This is a genomic window from Butyricimonas synergistica DSM 23225 (assembly GCF_000379665.1).
In the GTDB taxonomy this organism is placed as follows: domain Bacteria; phylum Bacteroidota; class Bacteroidia; order Bacteroidales; family Marinifilaceae; genus Butyricimonas; species Butyricimonas synergistica.
In genome coordinates this window covers 686129-699523 of record NZ_KB903359.1, presented here as the reverse complement: position 1 = coordinate 699523, position 13395 = coordinate 686129, and the positions used below count along the sequence as shown (strand labels likewise).

The following is a 13395-nucleotide window of genomic DNA, read 5'->3' as shown; positions in this document are numbered from 1 at the left end:
CCTATAAATTTTTATCCTTGTACATATTTTCCCACCAGGCGGGTTCACCTTTCAGGTATTTGGCGAAGTAAGCCATGATGGTATTGCCCCAGATGACGCGTTGGTTGTAGTCAACCACGGCATGGTCGGCGTTCTTGATAAGTACCAGTTCGGCGTCTTTGCCCAAGAGTTTCAAGGCAGTGTAGAACTGGATGCTTTCGCCCGTGGGTACGTTCACGTCGGCAGTACCGTGCAACAATAGGATAGGGGTATTTACTTTGTCGGCATTGAACAGGGGACTCTGATCCACGTAAATGTCCTTGCGGTTCCACGGGAAGGAATGTCCCGAGGCATTCGTGCTGTAACTGTATCCCCAGTAACCTTCGCCCCAGTAACTGGAGATGGAGGAGATGCCGGCATGCGAGATAGCGCAGGCAAAAATGTCCGTGCGTGTTTGCAGGTACATGGTGGTGAATCCCCCGTAGGAAGCACCCATGCAACCCACTCGTTTCGGGTCGACAAAAGGATGGGCTTTCAAGAAAGCTTTCGTGCAAGCGATGATTTCGTCCGCGGTTGTTTTGCACCAGTTGTTTTGGTGGCGGGCAGAGAATTCTTGCCCGAACCCGGTGCTACCAGAGGGTTGCATCACGTACACGACATACCCGTTCGCCGCGTACAGGTTGAAAGGCCATCTTCCGCCGAAGGTTCTTTCCACGGGGGAAGTCCCGCCGTAATAATACACGATCATCGGGTATTTCTTGTTCGGGTCAAAATCGGCGGGCAGATAATAGCGTCCGTCGATCGTGGTGCCTTTCTTGTAAACGTAATCCCAGTCTTTGACTTGTCCGAACACGATGTTTTGGTATTGTTCGCCTTGCGGGTTCGCCCATTCTTGTGCTTTAAGGTCGGTCAGGTCGAGCGTGTAAACCCGTGTCGGGTAGCTGGCGTCGGAAGCCGTGTACACGCCCGTGTTCCCGTTTTGGGCAAGGCTCAACCGTTGCACCAGGTCACCCGGGCAGTTTATTCTCGTGATCTTGCCGTCTTGCCCGTAACGGAACAGATGGACGTAGTCCGTGTCTTCTGCCACGATGTAGATATTCCCGTCTTTGTGCCAAACGTAATTGGTCACGTTCGGGTTGAAATCTCTCGTGATAGGGGTTACTTCTTTGGTCTTCAGATCGTAAATAAACAGTTGGGTATCATACCCATTGACGATTTGTCCTTTGGCGATATTTATCCCGGTCTTGCCGAAAGCATCGGCAGAACCGCTAATCAATAATTTGCTGTCATCCGGGGAGAACGAGCATTGTATACCTTGCAGGCGGTTTTCCCAAAGAGTATCCACCTCGAGAGTACGGGCATTCAGCAGGTAAACGGATTGTTTGCGATACGGGTACTCGTTATAATCTGGTTTTCCCGTGCTGACCAGGATATAGTCCCCATTGTGGCTGATGTCCATCATCGAGGTCGTCAGGTTGCCCCAAGTCATACGGGTATGTATGCCCGTGGCGAGGTCGTATTTGCACAGGAAATAGCGGTTGCGGTAATACGCCTGGCGGTCTTCTATGCCGTCCAGTTTGCGGAGTTCCCAATCCTTGTCACTATAATTTTCTGTTTTATAATACACCAGATAGGTGCGGTCTGGCGACCAGCTGTAAGAACTGATGTTCTGGTCGGCTTTGAACAGGCGTTCCTGTTTTTGATTTTCGATATCGTATGTATAGAGGGAATTTCCGTTTCCTTCTTTCAGCAAAAAGGAAAGTTTGTCTTGCCCGGGAATCCAACTCAGGTTGGAAGCGTCGTTCCCGTAGAACGTGTAGACGATCTCCTTGTCAGCAAGGCGGTACACGTTGGTCATGCGGCTGCTTTTTCCCTTGATGATTTCGGCTTCTGCCATAAGCAGGAAGTTCCCGCTGGGAGATATTTGTATTCTTTCCACCCGTTTGCCGTTCAGCACGTCTAGGATATTTTTTCCTCTTTCGGGGGAAAGGGTGAACGTGACGGGAGCTTCGGTGAAGTCTGCATTGGCAGTGTAGCTGGCAGAGAAAAGTTTGTTATTGTCCCCGTTGGCGAGGCTTTTCACGATAATCACGTGTTTGCCCGGTACCCATTCCAGCGGACAATCCCGTTTAACGGCTTCCGCACCGTTGTGTCCCGTGTAGGTGATTTTTTTCTCCCCGTCGACATACACTTCGGCATCGCCGTAGAAATTGAATTCCAATTTTCCACTCATCCACTGGGGATTGGCAGCATAGACAGCACTGATGACGATAGCCGGGGTGTTTCCCGCGTGATCGGTGGTGACGATGCCGTCGCTCACGGTCGCATTTTGCCATGTCAGCGAATGGAATTGCAATTCCCGGGTGTCTACTTTCGGGTTAAAGTTCTCAATATTAAACACGGATGAAGTCAATAGTTGGGCGGACGTGAATGTTTTGCCTTCCACGTTCTTCATGTTCCCGAATGCAGGCATCTCGACAGGAACGGGCGGGAGCCCCATCCATTTCCCGATCGTCTGTGCCTGCAACTGGATCGAACAGACGATCATGAATAAAAAGATTAGCTTTCTCATTTTATTGTATTTGGTTATTTTAATCTCACACGTGCAAAAGTATGGAATATATTTTAATAACCATAACAAGATTTTTCAGAGAGATAAACGGGATATAAAAAATATTCTAAAAACGTGTGGAGGTGTTATTATATTCGCTAATTTTGTTCCTTCAAGAAATAGAAGATTGATAACATTTAAAATTGGGAAAAATGAAAATTATTGTATCTGTAATATTACTGGCATTTATAGCTATCAGTTGCGGTACGAACAAAAAGGTGTACGCACCGCCTTTTGAGGAAGGAGAAGAAACTGAAGCGGTTGTTGTAAAGGAGAACGCGCAAGCCACGACCCAAACAACACAAAAAATGGAAAACACGAAACCGGTTGTTTCAAGAGAAGAGAAGGTGACAATGACGCACGGGGATGTTTTGAAACGTTATAACGTGATCGTGGGGAGTTTTTCTAACGAAACCAATGCTATCAATTTGCGGAATAAATTGAACGGGATGGGATATACCAGCATCATCATGCGCAATGAAAATGGGATGAACCGGGTAAGCATTGCCGGATTTGATGAAGAGGCTCCTGCTCGTGCCGAGTTGCTGCGGGTTCGGGAGAAGTATCCGGAATACTCGGATGCATGGTTGTTGATTTCCAAGAAATAAGCAATTATCAGATATAAAAAAAGTCGCTGGAATCCCAGCGACTTTTTTTATTAGATTAGTTCAAACCCGACAACATCGGGATCATTGTCGTCTTTCTTCTTTTCTTTCTGCTCGTTTTCCTCGACTTGTGTTTCAACAATCGGATCATTGATCGTTATTTCTTCCTGAATGACAATCGTTTCTTCCGGCACTTCAGTTTCAAATGTGGATTCCGTTGTTTCTTCAGGAATAGAGATCGACTCTTCGATCTCTTCCGTTTCTTCCGTGAGGTCGATGTGCTCGACGGTTTCGATTGCCTTGTTTTTGACGGCTTGTTTTTCCGCGAAGGAGAAGTCTTCCTGCAAGGCACCGTTCTCGCAACGGAATACACGTCCTGGGAAACGGTTGATTAATTCGTATTGATGCGTGGCGATGACGACGGTTTTGCCGCTATCGCAAATATCTTTCAGGAGTTCCACGAGTTGATAAGCGGTTTCCGGGTCGATATTTCCCGTCGGTTCGTCTGCCAGGATGATAGGAGGGGCGTTCAATAAAGCCCGTGCCAGCACGATGCGTTGTTGTTCCCCGCCGGATAGCTGGTGTGGGAATTTATCCCGCTTTTCCGGTAATCCGACTTTTTCCAGCACCTCGTTAATTCTTTCACGAATAGCTTTCTTGTCCTTCCAGCCCGTTGCTTTTAAAACGAATTCCAGATTGGCGTACACGTTTCTGTCGGTTAGTAATTTAAAATCCTGGAACACGATACCGCATTTGCGGCGCAAGTAGGCTATTTGTGATTTTTTAATCTTGTTCAACTTGTAGCCAGCCACTTCTCCGGTGCCATATTTCAAGGGAAGTTCTGCGTATAGAGTTTTCAGCAAGGATGTTTTCCCGCTACCGACTTTACCAATCAGGTAGACAAATTCACCCTCGGCGATCTCTAGCGATACCTCTTTCAATATGGTATTTTGTTGTTGGCGAATAACCGCATTTTCCAGTTTTATAATTGCTTCCACGCGTAGTAATTTATGATTTACAATTCTTTCAGTCCTTTGATGTTTGCTTCCGGGTCGGGCGAGTTGAACACGAAACTGCCGGCAACCAATGCATCCGCACCCGCGTCAACCAGACGTTTGCCTGTTTCAAAATTCACCCCGCCATCGATCTCGATCAAGGTATTTGCATTCGTTTCCCGGATTAATTGTTTCAATTTAATGACCTTATGGATGGTTTCCTCGATAAAACTTTGTCCGCCGAATCCCGGGTTCACGCTCATTAACAGCACGACATCAATATCCCGGATAACATCCTCCAAAAGCATAACAGGAGTATGCGGATTAAGGGAAACCCCGGCTTTCATGCCTTGTGCCTTGATCTGTTGGATTGTCCGGTGAAGATGGGTGCAAGCCTCGTAATGCACGGTCAGGATATCAGCACCCGCCTTGTGGAATGCCTCGACATACCTTTCGGGTTGCACGATCATCAAATGTACGTCCAAGGGCTTTTGTGCCGCCTTTTTTATTTGTGATACAACCGGAAGTCCGTACGATATATTGGGAACGAAAACACCGTCCATAACATCCAGATGGAACCAATCTGCTTCACTTCGATTAACCATCTCAATATCTTTGGAAAGATGCAAGAAATCTGCAGATAATAGTGAGGGAGAAACTATAACACTCATATGTCGGAGTTTAAAATTTAAAGTTTAGAGTAAATCAATTATTACTTGTACCAGCTGGCATACATGGAGTAGGAGTTGACGATACGTTCAACTTCTCCGCGCAACAATTCCGGTCCCATTTGTTTGAGTTTTTTAGCGGGAGCACCGGCATAAACCCATCCGGATTCTACCACGGTTCCTTTGGTAACCACGCTTCCGGCGGCAACGATGGAGTTGCTCTCGATCACGGCGTTGTCCAACACGATGGCTCCCATGCCAATCAGCACGTTGTCGTGAATCGTACACCCGTGTACAACTGCATTGTGCGCGATAGATACGTTATTCCCGATATTGGTCGGGGATTTCTGGTACGTGGCGTGTATTGTCGCGTTATCTTGAACGTTTACTTTATTACCTAATTTTATATAGTGTACGTCGCCTCTTAGTACGGCACCATACCATATACTACAATCGTTGCCCATCTCAACCTCTCCGATGATAGCGGCATTCTCAGCCAAGAAACAATTTTTACCGAATTTCGGCGTGTGTCCATTTAATTCTCTGATTATAGCCATAATTTATTTGAAAATTGAAAACTGAAGATTGAAAATGATATCAATATTCAATTTTGCGGTTCATGTTTTTTTTGACGAGTCGAAATTACGAAATATACGGCAGAAAACAAGCCGATAAACGGATATTAAGTATTCTTTTTTGGAACAAGATTTTCGAGAAGAACGTATAATGAGGTATAATTTCTAAACTAAATTACAGGAGGAATAGTTATGAGTATTGTGAAAAGAAACAACGATTTAAGACCATTTTACTCGTCTTTATTGGATGATTTTTTCTCGTCTTACGGGGAAACGATGGAACAGAGGAGATTACCGGCTCTTAACGTGAAGGAGAACGACAAGACATTGACCTTGGATCTGCAAGTGCCGGGGATGAGCAAAGACGACATCAAGCTGGACTACAAGGACGGCTACTTGACCATCTCATGCGAGAAGAAAGAGGAAAAAGAAGAAAAAGACAAAGATCAGAAATTCTTGCGAAAAGAATTTTCTTCCGTTTCTTTCCTCCGTACGGTAGAGTTGCCTGAAGACAAGTACGACGTGAGCAAAGCCGAAGCTTCGTATAAAGATGGTATTCTGGAAATTACAATGCCGAAGAACGAGGAGAAGGCTAAAATAAGCAAAACAATTCAGATTAAGTAGATAATTAGTACGCGGAGTTTTGACCGATTTCTCAAAAAAAAATCGGTCATTTTTTTTGCATTTAGAAAAAAGGTGTTACTTTTGCATCGCAATTGAGGGAACAACCTCAGGAGTTCTTAGATCATTTGAATGCGAAAATAGCTCAGTTGGTAGAGCATAACCTTGCCAAGGTTAGGGTCGCGGGTTCGAGTCCCGTTTTTCGCTCACTTTTTAAACGCGAAAGTAGCTCAGTTGGTAGAGCACGACCTTCCCAAGGTCGGGGTCGCGGGTTCGAGCCCCGTTTTTCGCTCATCTTGAAAAAGGCTGTCAAAAATGTTTGACAGCCTTTTTCCTTTTCAGGAAAGTGTTACTCGTTGAAATCAACGAAAACCCGGCTTTCACGTATCTTTTTGCAATAACTGCTTACTTTCACGTGTTCCGGGTGTACTTTGTAGCGGGCGAGAGCGTCGGTATCCTCAAAGGTGGAGATGAGAACGGCGTCGTATGCCATTTCGGAGTCCTTCTCGTTAATCCCGACTTGTAGCGATTTGATTTCCGGAACGATGCCGACTAACTTTTCCAGGCTTTCTTTCATGATCCGGGCGTTTTCTGCTTTGGTTTTTCCTTCGGCAAACTCTTTGAGTTTCCACATGACGATATGTTTTAGCATACTTTTTGATTTTAAATAAAACGATGCAAAAATAGTCTTTTATCAAAAATAAAGCTAATTTTGAAAGCGAAGGAAGGAATATGTAGGGGAAGGTACAAGTAAAAGTAATATAAATAAATAAGTTATGGCAGAAAAAGCAAGAAGCTCGAAGGCATCGAAAAAACAGGCTGCTACCGATATAAATTTCAAATTCAAGAGTATTCGCACGAGTTGTAGCGACGTGATCGATTTCACGGGAAATAAACGTTATCGTACGGTTTTCCGGTTGAATGAGGTCGACACGCTGTACGTGGACACGGAAGTCATCAATAAGCAATTCGATGAACAACCTTGGGAAGCGGAAATCATCGCGGCTCTCGTGTACATGAACGGGGAGCAACCCGTGCTGGTGGCACAAAAAGAGGGGAAGGTTACGATTCCCGAAACTGAAGCGGTTTTTCAATTCTCGACCGGCTTTTCTGCCGAAGATTTTTCTAATTTTAAACTTCAGGAGGGTGTTTACCGGGTGCAAGTGGCTATAAACGGGCAGGCTGGTTTGTCGGATGAAATTCATCTGCTGGAACCGCACGATTTGTTCCGGGATTATTTCCAGCTGTTGGATATAGGATTTGATAAATGCGTGGACGAGGCTCCCGACGTGCAACGTCCCCATTCGTATCAAGCATTTTCGAGTGAAGGCTTGGCTGATGTACGTTTTTACCTTGTAGCAGAGAACTTTCTGTCGAGCGAGTGGACGTATGAATTCATGGTAAACGTGTTTGACGGGAGCGGAATGCTAAAGGCGAACCGGGTGGCTAAAGGCAATTATTATATCCCGAACCGGGAAGGGAAGCGCCTGCTTTGTTTTGCCTTGGACTTGGGTGCCGGGCTGGATAATTTCTGGGAAAAAGGGGAGTATCGGGTGGAAGTGATTTGTTTTGACCAACCGGTCATTCAACTGGAATTCGTGATAGGAGATCAAGATTTGCCTTATAATTTCACGGATGAAATTGCCGCTGTCAACGGGCTGGTACACGAGGAGGCAGGGGCTCCGTCGATGCCGCGGGATAAAGAAGAAGCTTTGTCCCGTTTGTACCAATTGGTGGGGTTGCGCAAAGTGAAGGAGGAAATCACCCGGATGTACGAGTTGGCGGAATTCGTGAAAATGCGCCAGGAAAACGGTTTTAATGATAAACTTCCCGTGTTGAATATGATTCTCATGGGGAACCTGGGAACCGGAAAACACACGGTTGCGGGGATCGTGGGAGAGATTCTATACCATTTGGGAGTATTGGCGAACGGGAAAGTACATCCATACAAGAGGGAAGATTTCACACGTCCCGGGTACACGGTTGAAGAGCAGTTGATCCGGGAAGCGATCACGAAGAGTACGGGGGGAATCCTTTTGATCGAGGATGCCGATGAGTTGTACCCTACAAATGACCCGAATGACCCGGCTATGCGTATTTTCACGATATTGTTGGGAATTTTGGAGCAGGAACAACCGGAGTTGGTTGTGGTCATGGCGGGAGATGGCGTGGCGTTACAAGCGATCGCGGATGGTATACCGGGAATGAAAAAATGTTTCCCGTACCAGTTTATTTTTGACGATTATTCGGCGGATGAATTAATGGAGATTACCCGCCAGATGTTGGAAAGACGGCAATTCAAGTTTACCCCGGAAGCGGAAAATAAATTTTCCGATATGCTGAAGGATTGTTGTTCCGTGAAGGAATCGGGATTCGATAACGGTAAGTTTATAGAAGAACGCTTGGATAATGCTGCCGCACAGTTGGCAAAACGGTTGATGGCGGATCGAAAAGGGACTCACTCGAAAGAAGATATGATGTTGATTCAAGTGGAAGATATTGAAACTTTGGAGCAACCGGACCCGACTAAATCTGTGGATGCATTAAACGAGATGATCGGGTCGAAAGAGTTGAAAAACAGCTTGATTAGCTATATCAATTATATTTATTTTATTCGGGAAAGACAGAAGCACGGTTACGCGGACGCGATTCCGCCTTTGCATATGCTGTTTACCGGAAACCGGGGAACCGGAAAAACGACGGTGGCACGGATGCTCGGGGAGATATTCGAGTCGGCGGGAGTGCTGGAAACTTCCATGGTGACGGTTAGGAGCAAGGGTGAACTTATCGGTGACGGTTCGATTCCCCCGCAGCAGATCGCGATGTACGTTTTTGAACAGGCGAGGGGTGGGATTCTCTTTTTGGAAGATGCCCACACGTTGTTTCAGGATAGCGTGGGTGCCGCGGCGTTGAGTGTTATTTTCGGGCAATTGTCACCCACGGATAACGGGGATACGATTGTAATCATGAGCGGCGATACGGAAGAAATGGATAAGGCTCTCGCGGGGAACCCGAGGGTGAAGTCGCTTTTCCCGTATCATTTCCATTTTGCCGACTACACGCCGGAGGAATTGCTGGAAATAGCCGTTCAGAAAATAACCGAGAAGAATTACACTTTGCACCCGAAGGCGAAAGAAGCTTTCAAGGCTTTGGTGACACAAGTATGCCAGGATCATGATAAATATTTCGGGAATGCTTTATTTGTCGAGAAGATGGTAGATAAAGCGATTCACAACCTGTCTGCCCGCACGATGAAGATCAGGAAAGAACGGGAACTTACCCGCAAGGAGATCACGACATTGATGGCTGCTGATATTCCCACTGCCACTTCGGAACTCCCGAATTCCTATAAAGATACTTTTGACGAGAAAGCGATAGCCTCGGCTTTGAAGGACTTGGACCGCATGGTGGGGCAGGGAAAACTCAAAAAGCAGATACACGATTTCATCGACTTGGCTCGCCATTATAACCAACAGGGCATCAAGCTGAATACCCGTTTGTCGTTGCAATGGTGTTTTACCGGTAATTCGGGAATGGGAAAAGGGACGGTTGCACGTATTATCGCCCGTATTTACAAGGCTATGGGTATCATAGACAAGAGTGAGGTAGTTAGTTTCAAGGTGGAACGGTTGATCGGGTTGACGGAAGAAGATGCCATGCAAAGTATCGGTACGGCTTTGTTGCAATCCAAGGGCGGGTTGTTCTTCTTTGATGAAGATTCCAGCAGCCTGAACGAGATTTCCGGTTTCCGTGATCGGGTAAGGGCTATACTCGTGAACCAGCTGGCAACGCAACCGGGTGCTTATAACGTGATATACGCCAAACAGGATCCGCCACGCCAGATTATCAACGACGAGGTAGAGAAGGTTTCCGATATGATTAATATTCTTGTGTTCGAGGATTACACGGAAGAAGAATTGATGGAGATACTGAAACGTGACCTGGCAACGGACAATACCCGCATGACCCGGACGGCGCAACAGCATATGGCTCAATTTATTTCTTATATCGTGACAAACAAGAAAAGGAGCCATGCCAGCGCACGTCTGATAAAGCTCGTGGCGGAAATGATGATTCGCAACCGGGTGCAGCGTTTGGCTAAAAACGGGCAGATGAACGATAAGGAACATACTTATTCCGTCACGAAGCAGGACGTGGAGATGTTCACCCCGCAAATGTTGGATAGTATGATCTCGGAACGGCAGACAATCGGGTACAAGCAATGAATCGTAGAATACTCCGTCTTGCTATTCCTTCTATCGTGTCGAATATCACCGTCCCTTTGCTGGGATTGGTGGACGTGACGATCGTGGGGCACCTGGGGGCTACCGCCTATATCGGTGCTATCGCGGTGGGGGGATTGTTGTTTAATATCTTGTACTGGAATTTCGGTTTTCTGCGCATGGGTACCAGCGGGTTGACTTCACAGGCGTACGGGCGGGAAGACCGGGATGCCGAGATGCGTGTGCTCGTGCAAGCCGTCAGCGTGGGGCTTATATCGGCTGTGATGATGTTGATCCTGCAATACCCTATCGAGCGCTTGGCTTTCAGGTTGCTGGACACGAGTGCCGAGGTGGAGCGGCATGCCGTTACTTATTTCCGGATATGTATCTGGGGAGCGCCTGCCGTGTTGGCGCAGTACGGTTTCACGGGGTGGTTTATCGGGATGCAGAATTCCCGCTACCCGATGTATATCGCGATTGTCATGAACGTGATTAATATATTGTGTAGTTCGTGTTTTGTATTTGTGCTCGGCATGAAGGTTGAAGGGGTTGCCTGGGGAACGGTAATCGCCCAGTATTGCGGGGTATTTATGGCAATGGGGTTGTGGTGGTTTTATTTTAAAGATTTGCGACCGCATATCAGGTTCCGGGGAAGCCTCCAGTTGCTTGCCATGCGTCGTTTTTTTGCCGTGAACAGGGATATATTTTTGCGCACGTTGTGCCTGATCGGGGTTACCACGTTTTTTACTTCCACGGGTGCACGGCAAGGAGACGTGATTCTGGCGGTAAATACTTTGTTGATGCAGTTGTTTACCTTGTTTTCTTATATCATGGACGGTTTTGCCTATGCCGGGGAAGCACTTGCCGGACGATACGTGGGGGCTTGCGACCTTCGTCGCCTGCGTCAGGCTGTACGGGCTTTATTCGGTTGGGGCGTAGGGTTATCGCTGGTGTTTACTGTATTATATGTTTTAGGTGGCGAGGGATTTTTAGGTTTGTTGACGAATGACGGGAACGTGATTCAGACGGCGAGCCATTATTTTTATTGGGTACTGGCTATTCCACTGGCTGGATTTGCCGCCTTCCTCTGGGATGGCATTTTGATCGGAGCCACGGCTACTCGATATATGTTGTGGGCTATGCTGGTTGCCTCCGGGGCGTTCTTTATTATTTATTACGCTTTTTCCGGTGCCACGAATAATCATATGTTATGGCTCTCGTTTCTTGTTTATCTGGCTTTACGGGGAATCATGCAAACGATATGGAGCCGCCGGGTGCTTTCGGAGGATTATTTGCAGAAGATGAAGAATATTTAATTGCTCCTTTCGTTGCTCCAAGGCTATCGATACGCTACCATATAAACCAATTATGAACGAATCATGAACGTAGCATAGGTGTAGATTTGCGTTCATGATTCGTTTATGATTGGTTCATGTATGGTTTTTAGGGTAGGGCAAAGGTAGGGCAGGGGGCACTTGGGGGTGGCGGAGAGGAAAAGTCGCTTGAAAAAGTTAATGCTTTTATGAAAAAGTCGCTTGAAAAAGTTTATATTTGCCTTTGGTAGATAACTAAGAACAGGAGATATGTCACATTTCATTCAAAATATTCATATAAAGAATTTCAAGTCGATAAAGGAAGTTCGTTTGGACGATTGCAAGCGAATAAATTTGCTAATAGGAAAACCTAACGTGGGAAAAAGCAATTTATTGGAAGCATTGTCGCTGTTTTGTTTACCTTTTTTGAAATATCTTAAAAAGAAAGATCTACAACAATTTATAAGGGTCGAGAATTTGTCTGAATTGTTTCATAATGGTGCTATCGAGGATGATATTCAGGTTTTGGCGGATGGAATGGAAGTATTGCTTAAATGGGTACCACAGAATGGAATCGAAGTGAGATTGCGTTATTCCGTTTCTGGGGAAGAGATCGTTTTACCTTTCTCAAGTTCATTGGCATACACAAAAAAAAATATGCCGGATGTGGCGGGAAATATGTTCCGTGGTTATTTTTTCCCGACTTGTTTTAATAAAGAGTCTGGTTCGCAGGATTTTTTATTGCCTCCTTCGGGTGATAATCTGATGGGAGTTGTTGCTCAATTGCCATTATTGAAAAACGAACTTACGGGTATATTCCATGAATATGGGTTGAAATACGTTTTTGATACCGGTAGCCAGGAAATAAAGATCATGAAAGAGAATAGCGATCAAAATATATTTCTTGTTCCGTTTCATTCTTTGTCAGATACATTACAGCGATTAATATTTTATAAAGCTGCTATACAAAGTAATAAACAATGCGTGTTGTTATTCGAGGAACCGGAAGCGCACACGTATCCGCCTTATATTGCCAATGTGGTGCAAAGTATTATAGATGATGTAGAAAACCAGTATTTTATTACTACACATAGCCCTTATATCACGAATGCTTTACTGGAGTTGTTAAATGGGGAACTGGCGATTTATTTTACAGGAATGCATATGGGAAACACTTTCGTGCAAAGAGCCACGGATGAAGAGTTGCAGGAGATGTATGAAAGCGGTGTTGATATGTTCTTCAATTTAGAAACTTACCTGAAACGATGAAAGATTTATTTATTATACCGGAATGCTATATTGACACGAATCTAGTTGAAACGTTGATTGCAACAGAAGGGTGTAATCATCAGAAAGGGTGTAATACCGTGGTCAATACAATGAAGAGAAGATTCGGAGATAAGTTTGCAGTCGGAATTATTGACCATGATAAACGGCAGGTCGGGTATGTTTCGGAATTCATAGAAATAGCACACACGGATTCTTTATCATTGAAAAAACATAAGGATAATTTTCATTATTTGATAATGATTTCTCCTGCAATGGATGGTTTTATCTTAAAATGTGCGGATGAACTGGAAATTCATGTGGAAGAATACGGTTTTTCTTCTTGTTTAAAAAGTTTTACTTCAATCACGAAATCGATAACCAGCAAGGATGATCCTAACTTTAAGAAATTGTTCAAGGTGTTGCGGAAGTCTTCTGAAATGGTTATTTTGAAAAAATGGCTCGAATATTTAAAATGCAATCAATACCGTTGTGATGTAGAGATATTAAAGAGGATGACTTTGAATTAAGGAATTCAG

Annotated in this window: 10 protein-coding genes, 2 tRNA genes and 1 pseudogene; 8 read left to right on the top strand and 5 right to left on the bottom strand. The window is 45.3% G+C overall.

Annotation, left to right across the window (positions count from 1 at the left end; all coding sequences use genetic code 11):
* Position 1 precedes the first annotated feature (1 nt).
* Complete coding sequence (locus tag A3CY_RS0103085; RefSeq protein WP_026207243.1) at positions 2–2551, bottom strand: S9 family peptidase; 2550 nt, start codon at positions 2549–2551, stop codon at positions 2–4.
* 191 nt (positions 2552–2742) lie between these two features.
* On the opposite strand from A3CY_RS0103085, the gene A3CY_RS21820 reads away from it, so the two are divergent.
* Complete coding sequence (locus A3CY_RS21820; RefSeq protein WP_018336432.1) at positions 2743–3198, top strand: SPOR domain-containing protein; 456 nt, start codon at positions 2743–2745, stop codon at positions 3196–3198.
* A gap of 269 nt (positions 3199–3467) precedes the next feature.
* Here the strand turns inward: A3CY_RS21820 and A3CY_RS20085 are convergent.
* The 3 genes and pseudogenes from A3CY_RS20085 to A3CY_RS0103065 all read right to left on the bottom strand — a co-directional run.
* A pseudogene (locus tag A3CY_RS20085) lies at positions 3468–4193 on the bottom strand (cell division ATP-binding protein FtsE); the annotation flags it as partial.
* Positions 4194–4210: 17 nt separating this feature from the next.
* Entirely contained in the window at positions 4211–4861 is a 651-nt protein-coding gene (gene rpe / locus A3CY_RS0103070) for a ribulose-phosphate 3-epimerase (RefSeq protein WP_026207242.1), read from the bottom strand.
* Between the two features lie 41 nt (positions 4862–4902).
* Complete coding sequence (locus A3CY_RS0103065; RefSeq protein WP_018336429.1) at positions 4903–5415, bottom strand: gamma carbonic anhydrase family protein; 513 nt, start codon at positions 5413–5415, stop codon at positions 4903–4905.
* 210 nt (positions 5416–5625) lie between these two features.
* On the opposite strand from A3CY_RS0103065, the gene A3CY_RS0103055 reads away from it, so the two are divergent.
* From A3CY_RS0103055 to A3CY_RS0103045, 3 genes are all read left to right on the top strand, one after another.
* Positions 5626–6057: an Hsp20/alpha crystallin family protein gene (locus tag A3CY_RS0103055; protein WP_026207241.1), complete on the top strand. Its 432-nt coding sequence runs from the start codon at positions 5626–5628 to the stop codon at positions 6055–6057.
* A gap of 131 nt (positions 6058–6188) precedes the next feature.
* Positions 6189–6261: transfer RNA gene (locus tag A3CY_RS0103050), tRNA-Gly, on the top strand.
* 12 nt (positions 6262–6273) lie between these two features.
* Positions 6274–6346: transfer RNA gene (locus A3CY_RS0103045), tRNA-Gly, on the top strand.
* A 57-nt stretch (positions 6347–6403) separates the two neighbouring features.
* Here the strand turns inward: A3CY_RS0103045 and A3CY_RS0103040 are convergent.
* Positions 6404–6706 (bottom strand): Dabb family protein, encoded by a 303-nt coding sequence (locus A3CY_RS0103040; RefSeq protein ID WP_018336426.1) that lies wholly within the window; start codon positions 6704–6706, stop codon positions 6404–6406.
* 124 nt (positions 6707–6830) lie between these two features.
* Here A3CY_RS0103040 and A3CY_RS0103035 point away from each other — a divergent pair, with 124 nt between their 5' ends.
* The 4 genes from A3CY_RS0103035 to A3CY_RS0103020 all read left to right on the top strand — a co-directional run bounded on the left by A3CY_RS0103035 (position 6831) and on the right by A3CY_RS0103020 (position 13386).
* Entirely contained in the window at positions 6831–10280 is a 3450-nt protein-coding gene (locus tag A3CY_RS0103035; protein ID WP_018336425.1) for an AAA family ATPase, read from the top strand.
* Positions 10277–11593 (top strand): MATE family efflux transporter, encoded by a 1317-nt coding sequence (locus tag A3CY_RS0103030; RefSeq protein ID WP_018336424.1) that lies wholly within the window; start codon positions 10277–10279, stop codon positions 11591–11593. Before A3CY_RS0103035 ends, A3CY_RS0103030 begins: the two co-directional genes overlap by 4 nt.
* Before the next feature lie 267 nt (positions 11594–11860).
* A complete protein-coding gene (locus A3CY_RS22375) occupies positions 11861–12859 on the top strand; it encodes an AAA family ATPase (RefSeq protein ID WP_018336423.1) in 999 nt (332 codons plus the stop codon).
* Entirely contained in the window at positions 12856–13386 is a 531-nt protein-coding gene (locus A3CY_RS0103020; RefSeq protein ID WP_018336422.1) for a hypothetical protein, read from the top strand. The genes A3CY_RS22375 and A3CY_RS0103020 overlap by 4 nt, the downstream gene beginning before the upstream one ends.
* The last annotated feature ends 9 nt before the right edge of the window (positions 13387–13395 follow it).